The organism is Glutamicibacter sp. HZAU (assembly GCF_004100365.1).
GTDB lineage: Bacteria > Actinomycetota > Actinomycetes > Actinomycetales > Micrococcaceae > Glutamicibacter > Glutamicibacter nicotianae.
In genome coordinates this window covers 135,048-154,517 of sequence record NZ_SCKZ01000004.1, presented here as the reverse complement: position 1 = coordinate 154,517, position 19,470 = coordinate 135,048, and the positions used below count along the sequence as shown (strand labels likewise).

At 63.5% G+C, this 19,470-nt stretch carries 17 protein-coding genes, 1 tRNA gene and 1 pseudogene; 12 read left to right on the top strand and 7 right to left on the bottom strand.

Annotated elements, in window-relative coordinates; genetic code table 11:
- Positions 1-17: 17 nt before the first annotated feature.
- Genes EKH49_RS07455 through EKH49_RS07445 form a run of 3 tightly spaced genes read left to right on the top strand, consistent with a single transcriptional unit; the run spans position 18 to position 3,506 of the window.
- On the top strand, positions 18-1,313 hold the full coding sequence (locus EKH49_RS07455; protein ID WP_128470325.1) for an acetyl-CoA C-acetyltransferase: 1,296 nt from the start codon (positions 18-20) through the stop codon (positions 1,311-1,313).
- Complete coding sequence (locus tag EKH49_RS07450) at positions 1,313-2,650, top strand: 3-oxoacyl-ACP reductase (protein ID WP_128470324.1); 1,338 nt, start codon at positions 1,313-1,315, stop codon at positions 2,648-2,650. The genes EKH49_RS07455 and EKH49_RS07450 overlap by 1 nt, the downstream gene beginning before the upstream one ends.
- Before the next feature lies 1 nt (position 2,651).
- Positions 2,652-3,506 carry a MaoC family dehydratase gene (locus EKH49_RS07445; protein WP_128470323.1) on the top strand — a complete coding sequence of 285 codons (855 nt, stop codon included), beginning with the start codon at positions 2,652-2,654 and terminating at the stop codon, positions 3,504-3,506.
- Between the two features lie 74 nt (positions 3,507-3,580).
- Here EKH49_RS07445 and EKH49_RS07440 read toward each other — a convergent pair whose 3' ends face one another.
- The 3 genes from EKH49_RS07440 to EKH49_RS07430 form a co-directional block, all read right to left on the bottom strand.
- Positions 3,581-4,774: a glycosyltransferase gene (locus EKH49_RS07440; RefSeq protein WP_128470322.1), complete on the bottom strand. Its 1,194-nt coding sequence runs from the start codon at positions 4,772-4,774 to the stop codon at positions 3,581-3,583.
- A 67-nt stretch (positions 4,775-4,841) separates the two neighbouring features.
- The gene (locus EKH49_RS07435; protein ID WP_128470321.1) at positions 4,842-5,819 is read right to left on the bottom strand and encodes an alpha/beta fold hydrolase; all 978 of its coding nucleotides are present in this window, start codon (positions 5,817-5,819) and stop codon (positions 4,842-4,844) included.
- Positions 5,820-5,933: 114 nt separating this feature from the next.
- Complete coding sequence (locus EKH49_RS07430) at positions 5,934-6,455, bottom strand: DUF2127 domain-containing protein (RefSeq protein WP_128470320.1); 522 nt, start codon at positions 6,453-6,455, stop codon at positions 5,934-5,936.
- 510 nt (positions 6,456-6,965) lie between these two features.
- Here EKH49_RS07430 and EKH49_RS07425 point away from each other — a divergent pair.
- Positions 6,966-7,050: transfer RNA gene (locus EKH49_RS07425), tRNA-Leu, on the top strand.
- A 78-nt stretch (positions 7,051-7,128) separates the two neighbouring features.
- On the opposite strand, the pseudogene EKH49_RS07420 reads toward EKH49_RS07425, so the two are convergent.
- The 3 genes and pseudogenes from EKH49_RS07420 to EKH49_RS07410 form a co-directional block, all read right to left on the bottom strand.
- Positions 7,129-8,574, bottom strand: a pseudogene (locus EKH49_RS07420) (FAD-dependent oxidoreductase).
- 179 nt (positions 8,575-8,753) lie between these two features.
- The gene (locus tag EKH49_RS07415; protein ID WP_128470319.1) at positions 8,754-9,395 is read right to left on the bottom strand and encodes an NADPH-dependent F420 reductase; all 642 of its coding nucleotides are present in this window, start codon (positions 9,393-9,395) and stop codon (positions 8,754-8,756) included.
- 80 nt (positions 9,396-9,475) lie between these two features.
- A complete protein-coding gene (locus tag EKH49_RS07410; RefSeq protein WP_128470318.1) occupies positions 9,476-10,756 on the bottom strand; it encodes an Nramp family divalent metal transporter in 1,281 nt (426 codons plus the stop codon).
- 242 nt (positions 10,757-10,998) lie between these two features.
- Between EKH49_RS07410 and EKH49_RS07405 the strand changes: the two genes are divergently transcribed.
- The 5 genes from EKH49_RS07405 to EKH49_RS07385 all read left to right on the top strand — a co-directional run bounded on the left by EKH49_RS07405 (position 10,999) and on the right by EKH49_RS07385 (position 16,652).
- Positions 10,999-11,667 (top strand): response regulator transcription factor, encoded by a 669-nt coding sequence (locus tag EKH49_RS07405; protein WP_128470474.1) that lies wholly within the window; start codon positions 10,999-11,001, stop codon positions 11,665-11,667.
- Positions 11,664-13,100, top strand: coding sequence for a HAMP domain-containing sensor histidine kinase (locus EKH49_RS07400; RefSeq protein ID WP_128470317.1), 1,437 nt, complete (start codon positions 11,664-11,666; stop codon positions 13,098-13,100). The genes EKH49_RS07405 and EKH49_RS07400 overlap by 4 nt, the downstream gene beginning before the upstream one ends.
- The gene (locus EKH49_RS07395) at positions 13,090-14,064 is read left to right on the top strand and encodes a TAXI family TRAP transporter solute-binding subunit (RefSeq protein ID WP_128470316.1); all 975 of its coding nucleotides are present in this window, start codon (positions 13,090-13,092) and stop codon (positions 14,062-14,064) included. Before EKH49_RS07400 ends, EKH49_RS07395 begins: the two co-directional genes overlap by 11 nt.
- Before the next feature lie 84 nt (positions 14,065-14,148).
- Entirely contained in the window at positions 14,149-15,465 is a 1,317-nt protein-coding gene (locus EKH49_RS07390) for a M20/M25/M40 family metallo-hydrolase (RefSeq protein ID WP_128470315.1), read from the top strand.
- Positions 15,466-15,512: 47 nt separating this feature from the next.
- Positions 15,513-16,652 (top strand): acyl-CoA dehydrogenase family protein, encoded by a 1,140-nt coding sequence (locus EKH49_RS07385; protein ID WP_128470314.1) that lies wholly within the window; start codon positions 15,513-15,515, stop codon positions 16,650-16,652.
- Between the two features lie 33 nt (positions 16,653-16,685).
- Here the strand turns inward: EKH49_RS07385 and EKH49_RS07380 are convergent, their stop codons facing one another.
- Positions 16,686-16,919 (bottom strand): DUF5703 family protein, encoded by a 234-nt coding sequence (locus tag EKH49_RS07380; RefSeq protein WP_128470313.1) that lies wholly within the window; start codon positions 16,917-16,919, stop codon positions 16,686-16,688.
- A gap of 44 nt (positions 16,920-16,963) precedes the next feature.
- Between EKH49_RS07380 and EKH49_RS07375 the strand changes: the two genes are divergently transcribed.
- The 3 genes from EKH49_RS07375 to mshC all read left to right on the top strand — a co-directional run bounded on the left by EKH49_RS07375 (position 16,964) and on the right by mshC (position 19,466).
- Complete coding sequence (locus EKH49_RS07375) at positions 16,964-17,173, top strand: hypothetical protein (protein ID WP_038991037.1); 210 nt, start codon at positions 16,964-16,966, stop codon at positions 17,171-17,173.
- Positions 17,174-17,251: 78 nt separating this feature from the next.
- On the top strand, positions 17,252-18,076 hold the full coding sequence (locus EKH49_RS07370) for an undecaprenyl-diphosphate phosphatase (RefSeq protein ID WP_073706253.1): 825 nt from the start codon (positions 17,252-17,254) through the stop codon (positions 18,074-18,076).
- A 127-nt stretch (positions 18,077-18,203) separates the two neighbouring features.
- Positions 18,204-19,466, top strand: coding sequence for a cysteine--1-D-myo-inosityl 2-amino-2-deoxy-alpha-D-glucopyranoside ligase (gene mshC, locus EKH49_RS07365; protein ID WP_128470312.1), 1,263 nt, complete (start codon positions 18,204-18,206; stop codon positions 19,464-19,466).
- Positions 19,467-19,470: the final 4 nt, after the last annotated feature.

Here is a 19,470-nt window from a genome sequence, read left to right as displayed (position 1 = left end):
ACAGGAGTTCAACGAACATGAGCCAGCCTTCTGTGCGCAATGCCGTGATCATCGGTGGCAACCGCATTCCCTTCGCCCGTTCCAACACCGCTTATGTGAATGCGTCCAACCAGGACATGTTCACCGCCGCACTGGAGGGCCTGGTCGCCCGCTACGGACTGCAGGGACAGCGCATCGGCGCCGTCTCCGGCGGCGCGGTGCTCAAGCACTCCAAGAACTTCAACCTGATCCGTGAAGCGGTGCTCGGCTCCTCGCTGGATCACGCCACCCCGGCCTACGATGTGCAGATGGCGTGCGCCACCGGCATGGAAGCCATCGGCTCGCTGGCCAACAAGATCAAGCTCGGCCAGCTCGACTCGGCCATCGGCGGCGGCGTGGACACCACCTCCGACGCGCCCATCGCCGTATCCGATTCGCTGCGCGCGATCCTGATGGAACTTTCCCGGTCCCGCTCCACCAAAGCCAAGTTGGCCGCGTTGTCCAAGCTGCGCCCAGGCCACCTGGCACCAGCGGCTCCAGGTACCGGCGAACCACGCACCGGACTGTCCATGGGCGACCACCAGGCGATCACCACCAAGAAGTGGGGCATCACCCGCGAAGCACAGGATGAACTGGCCTTGGCCAGCCACAAGAACCTGGCTGCAGCCTATGACCGCGGTTTCTTCAACGACCTGATTACCCCATTCAACGGCCTGGCCAAGGACAACAACCTGCGCGCCGACTCCAGCATGGAAAAGCTCGCCAAGCTCAAGCCGGCCTTCGGCAAGAACCTGGGCGAGGAAGCGACCATGACCGCTGGCAACTCCACCCCGCTGACCGACGGCGCCTCGACGGTGCTGCTGGGCAGCGAGGACTACGCACAGGAGCATGACCTGCCGATGCTGGCGAACTTCGTCGACTTCGAGGCCGCCGCGGTGGACTTCGTGCACGGCGGCGAAGGCCTGCTGATGGCCCCGGCCTACGCCACCGCCCGGCTGCTGGAACGCAACAACCTCACTCTGCAGGACTTCGACTTCTACGAGATCCACGAAGCCTTCGCCGGCACCGTGCTGTCCACGCTCAAGGCGTGGGAAGACGAGGAATTCTGCCGCGAGAAGCTTGGCCTGGATGCCGCGCTGGGCGCCATCGACCGGTCGAAGCTTAACGTGAACGGCTCCTCGCTGGCAGCCGGACACCCATTTGCCGCCACCGGCGGCCGCATTATCGCCAGCACCGCAAAGATGCTGCACGAAAAGGGCTCGGGCCGCGCACTGATTTCGGTCTGCGCAGCAGGCGGCCAGGGCGTCGTCGCTATTCTGGAGGCTCGCAGCTAATGGCAGACAAGTACATGGAACTGGTCAACACCGGCCTGACCAAGAAGCTGGCCACCATGCTGGGCCTGCCGCGTCCGCCGCGGCTGCGCCGCTACAGCCCGGATGCCGCGCTGCTGCCCGGCCCGGTATTGATCCTCGGCGCTTCGGCCAAGGCGCAGGAATTGAGCGACACCTTGGTCTCCTGGGGCCTGGATGTGCGCCGCCACGACGCAGGAGAAGCCAAGCTCGGCGCTCTGGTCCTGCTGCTTGACGAGCTCGAGCGCCCCACCGACCTTTCGCCGCTGATGCTGGCGGCCGGCCAGGCGCTGCGCAAGCTGCTTCCCGGCGGCCGCGTGGTCGCTTTCTCCCGGCCTGCCGGGGATGATGATGCGCCCCAGCTGTCAGCCGTGCGCCAGGGCATCGATGGCGTGGTGCGCTCGATGGGCCGCGAAATGCGCGGCGGCGCGACCGCCAATGGCATCGTGCTCGAAGCTGGCACTACCGTGGCCAGCCCGAGTGCGCTGGCCGCCTTGCGCTTCTTCTTCTCCGGGCGCAGCGCCTATGTGGACGGCCAATTCCTGACCGTGCGCACCAACGATGGCGTGCTTCCGGCTGACTTCGCCAAGCCGCTGGCCGGCAAGGTGGCAGTGGTGACCGGGGCCGCCCGCGGCATCGGCGCGGCCATCGCCAAAACGCTGTCCCGCGACGGGGCGCAGGTGGTCGTGGTGGATATGCCGGCCGCCGGCGAAGCGCTGGCCAAGGTGGCCAATTCCATCGGCGCCACCGCGTTGCAGCTGGATGTCACCGCCGAAGATGCAGCGCAGCAGATCATGGATCACGCGATCGGCCGGCATGGCTCGCTGGATCTGGTGATCCACAATGCCGGAATCACCCGCGACAAGCTGCTGGCCAACATGGATGCCGGCCGCTGGGATTCGGTGATCGCCGTGAACATCGCCTCGCAGCTGCGCATGAACGAGGCCTTCCTGGCGGCCAAGCTGCCGGGCCTGCGCATCGTGTCGCTGGCGTCCACCTCCGGCATCGCCGGCAACCGCGGGCAGACCAATTATGCGGCTTCCAAGGGCGGGGTGATCGGCATGGTGCACGCCAGCGCCAAGCTGTTCGCCGAGAATGGCGGCTCCATTGCCGCGGTGGCCCCGGGATTCATCGAGACCGAGATGACCGCAAAGATCCCGCTGGGCACCCGTACCGTGGCCCGCATGGTCCTGCCCTCGCTGATGCAGGGCGGCCTGCCGGTGGATGTTGCCGAAGCCATCAGCTTCCTCGGCTCGGATGCCGCGGCCGGGCTGAACGGCCAGGTGCTGCGCGTCTGCGGCCAATCGCTGGTAGGTGCCTGAGATGGGTGCGCAGATCGTTACCGGAATTCCGTCGATGGCCTCGGTCTATGCCCAGTCCGTCAAGACCCTGAAGCGCAAGCCGAAGAACCCGGTGCTGCCCGAAACCGTGCTGGTGTTCCAGGGCGCGAAGGCCGATCCGGCGAAGCTTGCCGAGTTCCGCAAGGCCGTGGACGCACCGATGAACGGCGTGCTGCCGAGTCTCTACGTGCACTCCTTGGCGTTCCCGCTGGCGATGTCCTTGATGGTGCGCGACGATTTCCCGTTGCCGCTTCTGGGAATGATCCACCTGACTAACCAGGTGGAGGTCCAGCAGCCCCTGGGGGAGGACGAGGCATTCGACATCGAGGTGCACAGCGAGAACCTCGCGGCCCATCCGCACGGGGTGACCGCCGAACTGGTGATGCGCATCGTGGTGGATGGGCAGGACCGGATGCTGCTGCGCAGCACGTTCCTGGCCAAGAGCGTGCGGTTAGATGGGGCCACGCCGGAGAAAAGCACGCACCCTGACTTTGCCACACCGCAGCGCACCGCAAGCTGGAAACTGGATGCGGGAACCGGACGCCGCTGGGCCGCGGTCGCCGGGGACTACAACCCGATCCACCTGGCTGCGCTCAGCGCCAAGGCATTGGGCATGCCGGCGGCCATCGCCCACGGCATCTACCTGGCGGCCCGTGCGCTGGCGGGGATCGAGCCTGCTGGCGGAAGCTACCGCTGGAGCATCGAGTTCAAGACTCCGGTGGTGCTTCCGGCTTCGGTTGACCTGGCCTTCCAGCCGAACGCCGGGGGTTACACCATCCAGGCGTGGAACGCGCGCAAATCCAAGCCCCACTTCGAAATGGAGCTGGTGCGCGGCTAAGTGAAGTCACCAGTGCCCTGGTCATCGACGCAGTCGCGTTGACGACCAGGGCACTGTGGTGCCACCGTCCTTGACTAGGCTCGGTGGCGCTCGGACTGGGCCATGCGATAGCTGGCCAATGTAGCGACAGCGGCGCGTTCCCAGGTGAATAGTCCCGAATGCTCCAGTGCGCCATGGCCGGCGGCGGTAATCTGTTCAGGATCCCGGGCAAGCTCAAGCAATTTTTCGGCCCACAGCTGGGCATCGGGCTCGTCCATGAGCCACCCTGATTCGCCGTCGTTCACGGCGTACGCCAAACCGCCCACGGCATTGGCCAGAACCGGAGTGCCGCAGGCCTGCGCTTCGGCAGCTACCAGGCCGAAGGTCTCGGAGAGCGAAGGGACTGCAACGACGTCGGCGTTGGCGAAGACGAGTGCCAATTTCTCGGGGGAGAGCGGATCGAAGAAGCGGACGACGTCCTGAAGGCCGTGGCGTTGCACGAGCGATGGCAGGTCGTAGTTGGTTTGCCCGGACAGGGCGCCGAAGAGTGATGCGGTGATGCGCAGGCTGGGGTCCTCGCGGCGCGCGATGCCCATGGCTTCGAGCAGCAGATGCGCTCCCTTCAGCGGTTGCATCCGTCCGGCATAGACCAGATGCAGGTCATCCTCGCCCAGCGGGCGGCGCACCTTGTCCTGGTCCGGATGGAAGATTCGGTGGTTGACGCCGGGCAACACGATGTCGAGCTTTTTCGATTCCACGGCGTAGAAGTGCCCGAGCTGCTTCGCTTCCACCGGGGTGTTGGCGATGATGCGCGCGCATTCGGCAAGCAGCTGCTGCTCGGCTTCCTTGCGGTACCCGGGCTCGGGGATGCCAGATTCGTGCTCCTTGGCCGCGGCCGAGGTGTGCATCGACACCAGCAGGGGAGCCTCCCACTGCCTGGCCAGCTGCAGTCCCACCATTCCCGAGAGCCAATAGTGTCCATGGATTACATCGATGTTCACGCCGTGCAGGTGGGCGGCGATTTCTTCCGCGGCTTCGTCGATGATTTCGGGCAGCTGCTCCTTGGCCAGGGTCCGGTTCGCGGCTACCTGCACCTGGTGCATCCATACGCCCTCACTGACCTGCAGCGACTCTGATTCCCCGGCGGTGCGCGTGAGCATATGCACTTCGTGGCCCAGCGCGCCCAGCGCATAGGAAAGGTTCTGGATGTACACGTTCATGCCGCCTGCATCGCCGGAGCCGGGTTGCTGCATTGGCGAGGTATGCAGGGAAAGCATGGCTATGCGCATGATCGGTGCTCCCAAGGTGCTGTGCTGGTGACGGAATTTTTCGTTCGAAACTCCGCCTCTGATGCTATCAAGAAGCCAGGTCAAGCATCTTCGCGTTTGCGGATGTCCAGTGATCCACCATGTCCGCTCCTCCGTGGCCGTCTTTTTCGCAGATGACCAGCGAGGAAGCCGGCCAGAGCTGGTGCAGCTTCCATGCGGTTCTTGCAGGACCGGAAACATCGGCGCGTCCGTGGATCAGGACGGCCGGAAGATGCTGGATCTTGGCCATGTTCTCGAGGATCGGCGGCTGGCAGAAGCCGTCGTGGGCCCAGAAGTGCGTCGTCATCCGGGACATCGAATGCCGAAAACTGCGCTCTTCCCAGCGCGGATCCCGAACCACCTGCTCGGAGCCGAGGGAAATGTGGGTGTCCTCCCACAGGGCCCATTCGCGGGAGGCCGCGTCGCGAAGTTCAAGATCGCTGGAGCTGAGCAGTTGCGCGTAGGCCTCGACCAGCCGCAACTCTCCGGACGCATAGGCAGGAACATGCCTGCTGGCGAATCCCGCGAGCCGGTCCCATGCCTCGGGGAAGAGCGCTCCGACGGTTTCGGTGATCCATTGGACTTCTTCACGGCTGGTTGTCGTCACCGCGAACAGCACGATGCCGATAACACGTTCGGGATGCGCCTGCGCGTAGGCGAGCGCCAAGGTCGAGCCCCAGGACACGCCATTGAGGATCCATTTCTCGATTCCCAGCCCGATGCGCAACGTTTCGATGTCGGCAATGAGCCGCGGGGTAGTGAATGATTCCATCTCCACGTTTGCATCTGCAGCCGAGGGGAGGGAACGGCCGCAACCGCGCTGCTCGAAACCGATGAGGCGCGTACGGGACAGGTCCCAGCGGTTTCGGTAGCCGCTAACGCCGAGCGTTCCTCCCGGGCCGCCGTGCAGATGCAGTGCCGGGATTCCGTCGCGCCGTCCGAACTCTTCCCAGTACAGCTGGTGGCCATCGTCGGTCGGCATCAGCCCGTGATGGATGGTATTGCTGCCGAGGGAAAAATCAGTCATGTACGCACTTTACGGGAAAGCGGGCCAACGAGGGCTTCATCGAAAGTTGCTTCCGCTTTTCTGGATCTCCTCGGCCGGCAATCATCGAAAATGCGGGGAGCTCGGCTGGAGAGTTCAAGCTGTCCGTCGATGAAGTTGATACTCGCGCCATGTCAGGACAACGATGAATGCGTCCAAAACTGTGAGCCCGATGAGTCCCCAGCTGAAGCTGATAAACAGCTCGTAGATCTGGTACACGATGAATGCAATCAGGAATCCAATGAGCCACGGATAAGCCCACAATTGGTTTCTCAGCACTGCCCACACCAGCACCACCTTTACTATCCCATGGAATAGCAGGTAAGCCGCCGCAAAGAGCGTTGCAGAAACATCTAGGCGTTCAGCCAAACTGACCAGAAAGCGGGCGATGAAATCCTGCGAATCTTCGGAAAGTTCGTGGTGAGTCACTGCACTTACGAACACAATGATCTGAGATGGCCCGGCAAAGAGAAATATGGTGCCAGCCACGAGTTCCGAAACGCCCGTGATGCCCTTGAGGATCAGACCCACGTAAAAAGTTCGGTCAAGCAATCTGCGGCGCTTGCCTTGTCCTGGTGCTGATTCCGGATGGTTCATGGGCCGCTGTGCTTTCTTCATTGTTTGACAAGCATTAACGATGATCTGAGCTTACTTCTCAAAGTGCGACGAATCGCTATGGAACATCTGAGAGCTGGCATGCTGCCAATTCGATTCCACGTGGCGAGTGATGTTCATTCTCAATCAGTTTTCGTTCCTGAATGTCGTAGGGAGATCAGGCGCTGATCGAAGCCACGAGGACAGTGAGCCGTCGCTTCGCCTAATTGATCAACGAAAGACAGCGGGCAACCGCGTCATTCGCACGCCTGCGCGAGTACAGTTGAATGCTCGAATCGCTGGCAACTGGCATCACGGTCGGCGAAAACCTGCAATTCTGCCGAAAATCTTGTGACCCTTGACACGAAATTGCCGTGAAAATGCTGAAACCTCCTACTCAAGGCCGAATATTCCGCGAATTTACGGGCGTTTCGACGACTTCGGGGCAGCTGGTGGCCGATTGGAATTCACGCGAAAGCGGTGGTAGAGTTTTACTTCGTTGCCAGCGATAACAACGCGAACAACAGACAACCTGCGCGGGTGGCGGAATAGGTAGACGCGCCAGCTTGAGGTGCTGGTCCTCGAATAGAGGGTAGGGGTTCAAGTCCCCTTTCGCGCACAGGTAAATCCCCGGTTGACTTCGGTCAGCCGGGGATTTTTCACATCTGCCAGAAATCTTGTCCCGCTGGGAACGGATTCAATGAGCCGCGGCTCCCTGCGCCATCGCGATGCCATCCGGGGACTTTGCTTCCTGTGCCGCGCTGATTCCGGCGCGGCGTCCGAAGAAGCTTCCATCGCCCAGGCTGGTACCGCTGGCGTAGCCGCCGGCGCAGACCCCCGAAGTGCAGCGTCCCGCCGCGAACAAGCCCGGGATCGGTGCGCCCGAAACATGCAGTACCCGTGGGTTGGTATCGGTCTTCAGTCCGCCCAGCGTGAATCCTCCGGTGCGGCCGCGCAGGTCGGTCGCCGCCAGTGCACCGCGCAGTGTCTTGACCCATTTGGGGTTCTTGCCCAGCAGGGGATCGGTGCCCTCGGCCGCGGAGCGGTTGTACTGCTCGACGGTGGCTTGCAGGCTGCCTGCAGGCAGTCCCATCTCGGCTTCCAACCCGGCGGCGGTGACGGCACCCTAGGTTGGCTGCATCAGCAGTTCCGGGCTGGAGGTTTCGCTGGCCGAGCCTTCTTCGAATGCAGCCTCGTCGATGACCAGGAACGCCTGGTTTTCCTGGTGGAACAGCGTCGCCTGGCCGAGCCGGCCCGGGTAGGTGTCCTCGTTGATGTAGCGCTGGCCGCGGCCGTTGACCAGGATGCCGCGCACCAGCAGCTGCGGATCGCAGAAGAATGCGACCTCGGTGGCGTCCATATGGGCGGTGGCAGCGCCAATTGACTGGCCCATCTGGATGGCACGCCCGTCGTGCGCCTCGATGGATGCAGCCAGGCGGCCCAGGAAGCGCGGTTCGTTGGCGCGGACCATGTCCTCATTGAAGGCGAAACTGCCCATGGCCAGGAGCTCGCCGCGGCGGGCCTTGACGTAGACGTCTTCGCCGTAGCGCTTGGCTCCGATGCCAACCACGCATCCATCCGCCTCGACGACCAGTGACTGGACGCGCAGGTCGTATTCGGCGCGCACGCCCAGGGCTTGCTCGGTCTCGACCAGCGGTTTCATGAGCATGTAGCTGCCGCCCTGCTCGCCGGTCTTCTTACTGGATATCTTCGGAACGTGACCGCGCGGAGCCGGGGGAATCGAGGCGCTGAACGGGGCGGCGTTTTCGCCGCCGGAGTACATCAGCCCGTCATCATGGGGAGGTTCCCAGCCAGGCTGCCCCCAGAAGGACTCCTTGAAGACGACGCCCGCGTCGACCAACCAGTTGTAATGATCCACGCTGCCCTCGCAGTAGGCATCGATCTTCGCATCGTCGGTCCCCGGGCCGAGAGCGGCCTTCATGAATGCCTTCATGTTCTCCACCGTGTCCTCGAAACCCAGCGCCCGTTGCAGGGGAGTGCCTCCTCCGAGGTAGATAAAGCCGCCGGCCATGGACGCGGCGCCGCCTCAGCCTCCGGAACGTTCGAGCACTAGCACCTTGGCTCCGGCGCGCGCGGCCTCGATGGCGGCACTCGCCCCGGCGATGCCGTAGCCGGCAACCACCACATCGGCCTCGAAGTCCCAGCTGCTGATGCTGCTGGCTGGAAAGTTGAACGTGCTGTTGACGGATATGTGCGGGCATCCTCTCGAAATGGACCAAAAGTATCCAGAAGATTAGCTGTCCACTGCCGATTCACTGCGAAGCAGTCCCACTGGATGGAACCGTCGTGCCTTGAGCCCAGCTACCCTTGGGTACCGCTGAGCCGGCGCAGGCTCTCGGCGTCCAGCACCTGGTTGAAGACCGGTCCCTGCGGTTCCAGCACCCGGCCGGCGGCCAAGCTGGGCAGCAGTACCGGCCAGAAACCCAATGCCTTGGTGAGTTCCGAAACGATCTGCGCGTACTGCTTGTTATCCGAGGCGACGCCCAGGGCGCGTTGCGCAGATTGCTTGGTTGCCCGATCCGCGTCCATATCCCAGTGGCTGATGTGGTTCAGCGCCTTGACCACATGCGAGCTCTTGAAGCGGGCCGCGATGCCCTCGGAACTGGACAGACCGGCATCCAGCGAGGCTTCCAGCCAATCGGGAAGCGGCTCATCTTCCCAGCGGTTGGTCGCATCCACCAGCAGGGTGCCAGCCAAGGAGGAGACATCGATGTCGCCGAGTTCTTCCTGCGGCACCATGAGCACCACCAAGTCGACATCCTCGGCGATCTCCTCGGCCAGCACGCCGGTGGCCCGGGATGCATACTGCGCCAAGTGGTATTTCATCATCCGCGGGGGCCGCGAGCCCGCGATGCGTACCTCAATGCCGGCAGCTGCCGCTGCCCGGGCCAATGCCGTGCCGGCTCGTCCTGCGCCCAGGATTCCAATCCGCTTGATGCTCATAGCTCCAGCCTAGACGCGAAGGCCGTGGTGGCATGCAATTCATTGCATGCCACCACGGCCTTCAACTTAGCGGAAGCCTGTCAGCTCCAGAGCGGAGCCAGGGACTTGATCAGCTGCTGCACGCCCAAGATGATGAACAGCACCGCGGTAATCGCCAGCGCCGTATTGGTGTGCCAGCGGTTCGCCCATTCCTTCGGGATGCGCTTGCCGTTGAGCAGGCCCAAGAGGGTGACTGCCAGGAACGGCATGAACAGTGCGCCGAGGACGCCGTAGGCCAGGATCAGGGCGATCGGCTTGTCCAGCAGGAACAGCACCATTGGCGGGAAGGTCAGCCACAGGACGTAGAACTTGAAGTACTTGCCACCGGTCATGGTGTCCGGGTGGTTTGCAGGCTTCTTGCGCATGTGGCCCCAGAAGTCAGCGAACATCAGCGAAACGCCGTTCCAGACGCCGATGATCGACGAGAAGGACGCGGCCCAGAAGCCTACCAGGAAGCCGTTGCCGACAACATCGCCGTACTCGGCCTTCAGCACATCGCCCAGTTCCAGCAGTCCCTTGTCGCCACCGGAAATGGTGACGCCAGCGGCGCGAACAACTTCTGCGCCGACGATCAGCATCGCGAGCACGAAAATGCCGGTCATGACGTAGGCCATGGTGTTGTCGATGCGCATGACGCGCATCCACTTAGGGGTGTACCAGCCCTTTTCGCGCAGCCAGTAGCCGTAGGCGGCCAAGGTGATGGTGCCACCGACGCCGCCGGCCAAAGCCAGGGTGTAGACCACGCCGCCCTGTGGAATCATCGGGATCAGGCCCTTGAGCATCTCCGGAATGTTCGGTACAGCGATGAAAGCCAAGCCCACCACGGTCACGAACATGATGCCTACCAGCACGGCGGTGATCTTCTCGAAGAAGTTGTACTTGCCGAACCAGACCATCACGAAGCCCAGCAGGCCCATGAGCACTGCCCAGATCTTCAGGTCCACTGCCGGCATCAAGGCTGCCAGCGGCAACGCGGCAGAGCTCATCGCGGTAGCGCCGTAGACGAAGCCCCAGATAATGATGTAGGGACCGAAGTACCAGGTGGTCCACTTGCCCAGGGTGCTCCAGCCTTCGAAAATGGTCTTTCCGGTGGCCAGGGTGTAGCGGCCGGCGCCTTCAACCAGAACAATTTTCAGGATCACGCCGACAATCACTGCCCACAGCAGGGCATAGCCATACTGGCTGCCTGCTACCAGGGTGGCTACCATGTCGGCTGCGCCAACGCCGGTCGCCGCAACGACCAGGCCCGGGCCAATGACCTTCCAGCGCGGTGGGCCGCCAGCGTCCAGGTCGGCGCGTTGCGCCTCGATGTTTTCACTCATTTAATTTCCTTTGCCGCAATGCGATGCCGCCGCGGCAGCGCATCTACGGTGATGCGGACCACGGAGGGTGTGAGATCGTATTCAATCTTGGTAGTGATCTTTCTTACTGGCAAACTCACAGTCAACTACTAACACTTTCTTAAGTTTGAGGGTGACGTGAGAAACACTGCGTACCCGAATTGCTAGAATTGACCAGTTACCTGCGGGCTTCGCGCCCGGATCTGATCACCGAGGATGATGCCGTGCAGCTGTTGATCGTCGAAGACGACGAGGCCGTCGCCCGCGCCCTGAGTGATGCGGTGAGCGCGGCAGGCCACCAGGCAGAGCATGTCAGCCGCGGTGCCGACGCGCTGTTGAAGCATCGCAACGCGCAGATGATCCTGCTGGACCTGGGCCTGCCGGATATGGACGGACTTGAGGTCCTGCGCAAGCTCCGCCAAATCAGCGACGTTCCCGTCGTCATCCTCACGGCTCGCAATGACGAGCGCAGCGTGGTCCGGGGGCTGCGCCAGGGCGCAGACGATTTCCTGGTCAAGCCCATCGGCCTGGCAGTTCTCCTTGCCCGCATTGACGCGGTGGCGCGCCGGGCGAAGGTGCTCGCCGACGACAATGACGGCGTGCTCATCGCCGGCGGGCTGCGCGTGGATACCGGCAAGCACGAAGCGGTACTCGACGGGCGGGCGCTGCATTTGACCGCCAAGGAATTCGACTTGCTGGCGTTGCTGGCCCAGCACGCCGGATCGGTTGTCACCCGCGAGCAGATCCTTGACCGCCTCTGGGGCGACGCATTCATCGCGGTTTCTCGTTCCTTGGATGTCCACCTCACAGGATTGCGTTCCAAGCTCGCTGCGCCGGGGATGATCGTGAACGTCCGCGGGGTCGGCTACCGGCTGGAAACGCCGAACCCGTGAGGCTGCGCGTACTGGGAATTTTGGGCACGCTGCTGCTGGCGATCGTCGCCATCACCAGCGCGATGCTGCTGCAGAGCGTGAGCCGCGATGCCACCGCGGATCTGCAGCTGAACCGGATTTCGGCATTGAACCGCTTTGTCCAGCTTGCCACCCATGCCGACCTGAACAGCGACATGTCGCTGCTCCAGCTGGAGATGGATACCTATAGCGATTTGTACGGCGAAGGCCTGCTGATCAACCTTGGCCAGCGGCAATTGGTCTCGGGGAGCATCGACCCGCAGGACCCCGAGGTGGCGCAGGCCGTGCGCAATGCCGAACTGAACCTCGGGCTCCTCCAGCTTCCGCCCATCGATCCCTTCTCCGATGCCACTGCCTTGCTTTCGCAGCCTTTCGGCAATTCCGCCCAGGTGCTCGGCTCGGTCACCATGCAAGTGAACCTGGAAACTGCACGCGCAAAGGTGCTGGAAAAGTCCAGCGTGCTCTGGCTCATGGTCATCTCCCTTGGTGCCGGACTGCTGCTCCTGGCCGACCGTCTCACCTCTTGGGTGCTTCGCCCGGTGCACCGGCTCAACGACGCGGTCAACGACATTGCGCAGCACCAGGCACCGGTGCATCTGGAAGAACAAGGCCCTCCCGAGCTGCGCCAACTGTCCCGGTCACTGAGTCGCATGGCCCAAACCATGGCCGAGAGCCTGGAGCAGCAGCAAGAGCTCATCGCCGAGACATCCCATCAGCTGCGCAACCCGGTAGCAGCCTTGAGGCTTCGCGTGGATCTGCTGAAGATGCGCCTGGGCGAGCAGGCGGATCCCGCCGGAGTGCACGCCGTGGAAAGCGAACTGGATCGGGTCGAGACCCTGCTGGATGGCGTCATGCGCTTGGCCAGCGCCGAGCATCGGCTGACCGAGCAAAGGGCCGGGGACGCGCTGCCCGACGCAGCTGTGCGCGGCCAGCAAATCGACGTCGGGCAGATGCTTGCCGAAGAAGTCGAACGGCAATCCGAAGCGGCCGGGCTGCTGGGCAACCAGCTGGTGCTCGATGCCAGTGCCACCTCGGAACCGGAAGCCATCGCGTGGTGCAACGGCTTCGATTTGCAGCAGATGCTCGCAGAACTGGTTGAGAACGCCTTCAAATACGCACCGGGCAGCAGCATCGTGCTGGGCCTTGGGCTCCACCAGCGAACTGTCGAGATCCAGATACGAGATCATGGTCCCGGCATGAGCGCCGCTGATCTGGCGAATGCGGCAGATCGCTTCTGGCGCGCAGAACAGGTGCGGCACCGCCCGGGAACCGGCCTGGGATTGGCCATCGTCGATCGCCTGGCACGCGCCAACGCCGGTGGGCTCACGCTGGAATCGGCTCCGGGCCAGGGGCTGAAAGCCACGATCAGCCTTCCGCGGCACACCGAGGAATCCGAGGTCCACGATGAATCCTGAGCCAATGCCAACCCGGCGGAATCTGCTCAAATACCTTCTTGCGCTCCCGGTGGCCGCCACCATCCCGGCCTTGGGTTCCTGCACTTCGCAGGCCAGTGCAGGCCGATTGGATATCGCCTCAGGTGAAGACGGAGGCATGTATTTCCAGTTTGCCTCCCTGCTCTCCAAGGCGCTGGTGGCCAACGGCGTCGCCGAGCAGTCGCACGCCTTGAATACCCAAGCTAGCGCCCAGAACCTGGCGATGCTCGCAGGCAATGAGGCCGAGCTGGCCCTGGCGCTGGCCGATACGGCGGACCAGCATCGGAAGGATCATGGCTCGCAGACCCAGCCGCTGGCCCTGGGCCGCGTCTACCAGAACTATTTCCATTGCATAATCCGTCCTGAAGCTGGCATCGATTCGCTACAGGATCTGGCAGGACGCACCATCGGGACCGGCGCACCCGAATCCGGCACCTGGGTCACTGGCCAGCGGATCCTAGAAGCGGCGAAGCTCAAGGACAGCGCGAATGCGCCCAAGGAGCTGCAGTACGGTTACGCGGCAGGGCTGGACGCGCTGAGCCGCGGAAGCATTGACGCGCTCTTCCTCTTCGGCGGCCTGCCGGTGATGCCGCTGAGCGAACTCGCGTCCAGCATGGATTTGGAACTGCTCGACGTGTCGGGAGTCCTGCCGCAACTGCGTGCCCAGTACCCGGACCTGTACGACGCGGTTGCCATCCCGGAGGGAACCTACCGCGGCGTCAAGTCCGTCCAGACCATCGGGGTGGGCAACTTGTTGATGGCGCGCGCGGACATGGCTGATGACCTGGCCGGAGCCATCGTCAAGCTCCTGGTTGAGCACGCTGGCCAGCTGGTGCCCGAGTCCAGTGCCGGCATACAATTCCTGACCACTGAAACCTTGATCAGCACCGGTGTCCTGCCGTTGCACCCGGGTGCGCGCACCGCCTACCGGGAACTGCATGGATAAGCTCGCGCACGCCGGTACGAGACGGCCGGGGGCTTGGCCGACTAGTGTGTATGGCAGAGCACTGCTACGAGAGGATCAATTGAGATGCCCACTGCCGACGCCATTGCACGCATGGAAAATGAAGCCGTCGAGATTTGCCGGAAACTGATCCAGATCGACACTACGAACTACGGCGGCAACAAGGGTGCAGGTGAGCTGGAGGCCGCCGAATATGTTGCCGGTTTGCTCCAGGAAGTTGGCCTGGATGCCAAGATCTACGAGTCTGCTCCCGGGCGGGCCAACGTGCTCACCCGTGTTCCGGGTGCCGACCCGGCGCTGCCGGCCCTGGTGGTGCACGGCCATTTGGATGTCGTGCCGGCCATCGCCGAAGACTGGAGCGTGGATCCCTTTGGGGCGGAGATCATCGACTCGATGATCTGGGGACGCGGCGCGGTAGACATGAAGAACATGGATGCGATGATCATCGCCGCCATCCGCCATCTGCAGCGCGAAAAGATCACCCCACGGCGCGACCTGGTCATCGCCTTCTTTGCCGATGAGGAAGCCGGCGGGGACTATGGCGCAGGCTGGATGGTGCAGAACCATCCCGAGCTCTTTGCCGGCGCCACCGAGGCGATCAGCGAAGTCGGCGGGTTCTCGGTCGAGATCAACGGCCGCCGTGCCTACATGCTGCAGACCGCGGAAAAGGGCATCGCCTGGCTGAAGCTGACCGCCCAGGGCATGGCCGGGCACGGTTCGCAGCTGAACGGCGACAATGCGGTCACCCATCTGGCAGGAGCCGTGCACCGCATCGGCGAGCATCAATGGCCGCTGTCCTATACCAAGACCACGCGCGCCCTGCTGGAACAGGTAGCCGAGCTGTCCGGGCTGGACTTCAATGAAGCAGATCCCGCCCCGCTGCTCTCGGCCATGGGCAACGTCTCGAGGTTCGTCGGCGCGACCTTGCAGAATACCGCGAACCCTTCCGCCTTGGACGCCGGTTACAAGCACAACGTCATTCCCGGCCAGGCTGAAGCCCTGATCGACTGCCGCACCTTGCCCGAGCAGCACGAAGCCACCGTGCAGACCCTGCGCGAATTGGCCGGGGAACATGTCGAGCTGTCCATGGTCCATGAGCAGGATTCCCTTGAGGTGCCGTTCGCCGGGGCGCTGGTGGATTCGATGATCGAATCGCTGCTGTCCGAGGACCCGGATGCGGTGGTCCTGCCCTACATGCTCTCCGGCGGCACCGATAACAAATGGCTGGCCAAGCTGGGGATCACCGGCTACGGATTCGCGCCGCTGCAGCTTCCCGCCGAACTGGACTTCACCGGGATGTTCCACGGCGTCGATGAACGAGTGCCGGTGGACTCCGTCAAATTCGGCGTCCGCGTCCTGCGCAAGCTCTTGCAGGACTACTAGAAACATCCTCCTCCCAGCGAGCACAAGAGAAACCAGGAGCAGAATCCTTGTCCATCGAATCAGTACTGACCAACGAGCTGCTTGAACGCTTCCGCGGCCGGGCCGCCGGCTATGACGAGGCGAACGCGTTCGCCATCGAGGACTTCAACGAGCTGGTGGAACTCGGCTACCTCAAGGCGCTGGTGCCGGCGGATCGCGGGGGACTGGGGTGGAGTTTCGACACCCTGGCGCTGGCGCAGCGCCGCCTTGCCACTGCCGCGCCGGGTACGGCGCTGGCGATCAACATGCATCAGGTCTGGGCAGGAGTCGCCTATCTGCTGAAGGCCCGCGGGGACCGGCGCCTGGACATGGTTGCCGATTGGATTGCCGAGGGCGAAGTGATGGCCTTCGGGATTTCGGAACCGGGCAACGATGCGGTGCTCTTCGACTCCAAGACCAGTGCGGCCACCGCTGCTGATGGTTCGGTGGCATTCACCGGCGTGAAGATCTTCACCTCGCTGTCCCCGGCGTTCACCCGCTTGGGGGTGTTCGGCAAGGACGAGGAGTCCGGGGAGCTAGTCCACGGCTTCGTCGCCCGCGGCGAAGGCGTGCAGTCGATGGACGACTGGAACACCCTGGGCATGCGGGCCAGCCAGTCGCACACCACGAAGCTGGAGGATGCGGTGGCTCCCAGCGATTGGGTGCATAGCCGGCTGCCGGTCGGCCCGAACGCGGACCCGCTCATCTTCGGCATCTTCGCGTCCTTCCTCACCCTGACCGCGAGCGTCTACGTGGGCATCGCCGATCGTGCGGTGACCTTGGCGCAGGAGGCGCTGAATGATCGAGTGCACCAGGACGGGACCAAGTATTCGCAGGATGTCCGCGCCCGCGGCCTGCTGGCGGAGGCGGCCATGCGCCTGCTGTCCCTGGATGCCCTCCAGCGCTCGGTGGCCGGCGACCTGGAAGCCAAGGCGGACCACCAGGGCGCCTGGTTCCCGAAGCTGGTGACGCTGCGGACCATTGCAGGGGACACCGCACGGGAAAACGTCCAGGTTGCCGGCCAGCTGCTGGGCGGCGGCGGGTATTTCCGCGGCTCGGAATTCGAACGGCTATACCGCGACGTGCAGGCCAGCTGGTACCACCCGTCCAATGCGGCCTCGGCTGCCAACACGGTGGCCTCCTGGCTGGTCGGCCCGCTCGACAGCTAGGGCGAGGCCCGGCGCAGCCTGCCTAGTGGCGGTTCAGGGAGCCAGCGTGCTGCGAATGCGCATCACGCGGCGGCGCAGCCAATACTTGTAGACGCCGCCCTCGTAGCGGCAGGTGCGCATGAGCTCCCATTTGCCGTTATCCGCATGCTCGCGCAGGGCTGCCCGGGCTACATTCTTCGGCTCGCCGGGGAAGGAGGTGATGACAAGGTATTCGAAGCGCTGGTCATCGGGATGGTGCAGCGGCGGCTTAATTCTTTCTTCGAGCATCCTGCCCCCTATCTAAAGAACTCCATGCGTTGTAGCCTCATGCTATGAGTACTGATCCGAGTTTTGCACTGCAAGCATTTATTGCCCGCCTGGAACAGCATCTGGCAATTGTGTCGCAGAGCCGCGGTGCCGCCGAGGCTTCCGTCGACGCCGCCTTTGGCGCGTTGGCCGATGCCTTCGAAGACTATGAGGACGCCCTCTATGAACAGTATTCTGAGCTATTGCCCTTCACCATACCCTCGGATGATGCGTGAGTACGACCACGGAGTGAATTTTTCGCATTACGTGTTTCTGAGTCCGGATACTCGCAATCCGTGAAGTAATGTCGAGGGGTGAATTGGTTTGAAGCAGCTTTCCTAGGATTGATCCAGGGCCTGACCGAGTTCCTCCCGATCTCGTCCTCCGCCCACTTGCGCATCGTTGGCGAACTCCTGCCTAACGCCCAGGACCCCGGGGCGGCTTTTACCGCCATTACCCAGCTGGGTACCGAAACCGCGGTGATCGTCTTCTTCTGGCGTGACATCGTGCGCATCATCGGTGCGTGGTGCAAGGCCTTGGCCGGCAAGATCCCGCATTCGGATCCGGATGCCAAGATGGGCTGGCTGATCATCGTCGGCTCCCTGCCCATCGCGATCCTGGGCCTGCTGCTGGAAGACTACATCGATACGAACTTCCGTTCGCTGTGGATCGTGGCGACAACCCTGGTGGTCTTCGGCCTGATCCTGGCCATCGCCGACCACTACGGCAAGCAGCAGCGCACCTTGGAGAAGCTGACCGTCAAGCACGGCATCTTCTACGGCTTCGCGCAGGCCATGGCCCTGATTCCGGGCGTCTCGCGCTCCGGCGGCACCATCACCGCGGGCCTGCTCATGGGCTACACCCGCGAGGCGGCGGCCCGCTACTCGTTCCTGCTGGCCATCCCTGCGGTGTTCGCCTCGGGACTCTACAAGCTGGCCAAGTCCTTCGATGAGCCGGGGGTCTACACCCTGGCGCAGACCGGTGTCGCCACCGTCGTCGCCTTCATCGTCGGCTTCCTGATCGTGGGCTGGTTCCTGAAGTTCGTTTCCACCCACTCCTACCGCTTCTTCGTCTGGTACCGCATCCTGCTGGGCCTGGCGTTGTTCGTCGCTCTCGGATTGGGCTGGATGGCCGCCTGATTCTTGCCCTGAAAGATGTCCGTGGACTGCTTCACGGACATCTTGCAGTTAATGGGAATAAACCTTGTCCTGCTTCACTTGGACTTAAAGGAAGAAATACGTCGCATCTGCGAAAGGATGTTCATAAGTGCACGCGTGGAAAAACCCTGAGGTACCTCAGGTGGCTGGTTCAGCACCGACACTGGAACTTTTCAACACCGCCACCGGTACCCAGCAGGCCACTGCGCCAGCGGACGAGGCTCTTGCGCCGGCAAGCATGTACGTCTGCGGAATTACCCCGTATGACGCTACCCATATGGGCCACGCCGCCACATATGTCACCTTCGACCTGGTGCAGCGCGCCTGGCTCGATGCCGGGCGAACCGTGGCCTACACCCAGAACATCACCGACGTGGACGATCCGCTGCTTGAGCGTGCAACGGCCACGGGCGTCGACTGGCGCGAACTGGCCGAGTCGCAGATCCAGCTCTTCCGCGACGACATGGAAGCGCTGAATGTCATCCCGCCGCAGAACTACATCGGCGCCGTGGAATCCATCGGCTGGCTGGTCCCCGTGGTCGAGAAGCTGCTCGACGCGGACCTGGCCTACCGCGTGCCGGCCGGTGCCGATGGGGTGGAAGGCGACGTGTACTTCGACACCATGGCTGCGCAGAACGATGCCTGGACGCTGGGGTCGGTCTCCAACTACGACCGCGAGACCATGCTCGGCTTCTTCGCCGAACGCGGCGGCGACCCGGACCGCGCAGGAAAGCGCGACGCGCTGGACCCGCTGTTGTGGCGTGCCGCCCGCGAGGGAGAGCCCCGGTGGGATGGCGGCACGCTGGGCGAAGGCCGCCCCGGCTGGCATATCGAATGCTCGGTGATTGCCCGCAAGACCCTGCCGGCTCCGTTCACCGTCCAGGGCGGCGGCTCGGACCTGATCTTCCCTCACCACGAATTCTCCGCGGCCCACGCGGCCGCCGGCGATAATGCCGAGCTCGCGCAGGCCTACGTGCACACCGGCATGGTGGGCCTGGACGGCGAGAAGATGAGCAAGTCCTTGGGCAACCTGGTGCTGGTCTCCAAGCTGCGCGCCGCCGGCGTCGAGCCGGTGGCGATCCGCGCCGTGCTGCTCTCCCACCACTACCGCAGCGACTGGTTCTGGACCGATGAGCTGCTGGCCGCCGCGCAGCGGCGCGTGGCGGCCTGGCGCGAGGCGCTGGCCAGCGCCAGCCTCGAGGACGCCGCCAGCGTGATGGCCCAGATCCGCAAGCACCTGGCCAATGACCTCGATGCGCCTTCCGCGCTGGATGCCATCGACCGGTGGGCCGCGCAGCCTGCCAGCTCGAACGGCGAGGGCGCCGGCGCATTGCGCAACGGCATCGACGCGCTGCTCGGGCTCAAGCTCTAGCACG

Coding starts and splice junctions, on each gene's coding strand:
- EKH49_RS07430 (WP_128470320.1), bottom strand. CDS start 6,455: ATGAAGAAAGCACAGCGGCCCATGAACCATCCGGAATCAGCACCAGGA.
- EKH49_RS07445 (WP_128470323.1), top strand. CDS start 2,652: ATGGGTGCGCAGATCGTTACCGGAATTCCGTCGATGGCCTCGGTCTAT.
- EKH49_RS07410 (WP_128470318.1), bottom strand. CDS start 10,756: ATGAGTGAAAACATCGAGGCGCAACGCGCCGACCTGGACGCTGGCGGC.
- EKH49_RS07450 (WP_128470324.1), top strand. CDS start 1,313: ATGGCAGACAAGTACATGGAACTGGTCAACACCGGCCTGACCAAGAAG.
- EKH49_RS07435 (WP_128470321.1), bottom strand. CDS start 5,819: ATGACTGATTTTTCCCTCGGCAGCAATACCATCCATCACGGGCTGATG.
- EKH49_RS07390 (WP_128470315.1), top strand. CDS start 14,149: ATGCCCACTGCCGACGCCATTGCACGCATGGAAAATGAAGCCGTCGAG.
- EKH49_RS07415 (WP_128470319.1), bottom strand. CDS start 9,395: ATGAGCATCAAGCGGATTGGAATCCTGGGCGCAGGACGAGCCGGCACG.
- EKH49_RS07395 (WP_128470316.1), top strand. CDS start 13,090: ATGAATCCTGAGCCAATGCCAACCCGGCGGAATCTGCTCAAATACCTT.
- EKH49_RS07380 (WP_128470313.1), bottom strand. CDS start 16,919: ATGCTCGAAGAAAGAATTAAGCCGCCGCTGCACCATCCCGATGACCAG.
- EKH49_RS07375 (WP_038991037.1), top strand. CDS start 16,964: ATGAGTACTGATCCGAGTTTTGCACTGCAAGCATTTATTGCCCGCCTG.
- EKH49_RS07455 (WP_128470325.1), top strand. CDS start 18: ATGAGCCAGCCTTCTGTGCGCAATGCCGTGATCATCGGTGGCAACCGC.
- EKH49_RS07440 (WP_128470322.1), bottom strand. CDS start 4,774: ATGCGCATAGCCATGCTTTCCCTGCATACCTCGCCAATGCAGCAACCC.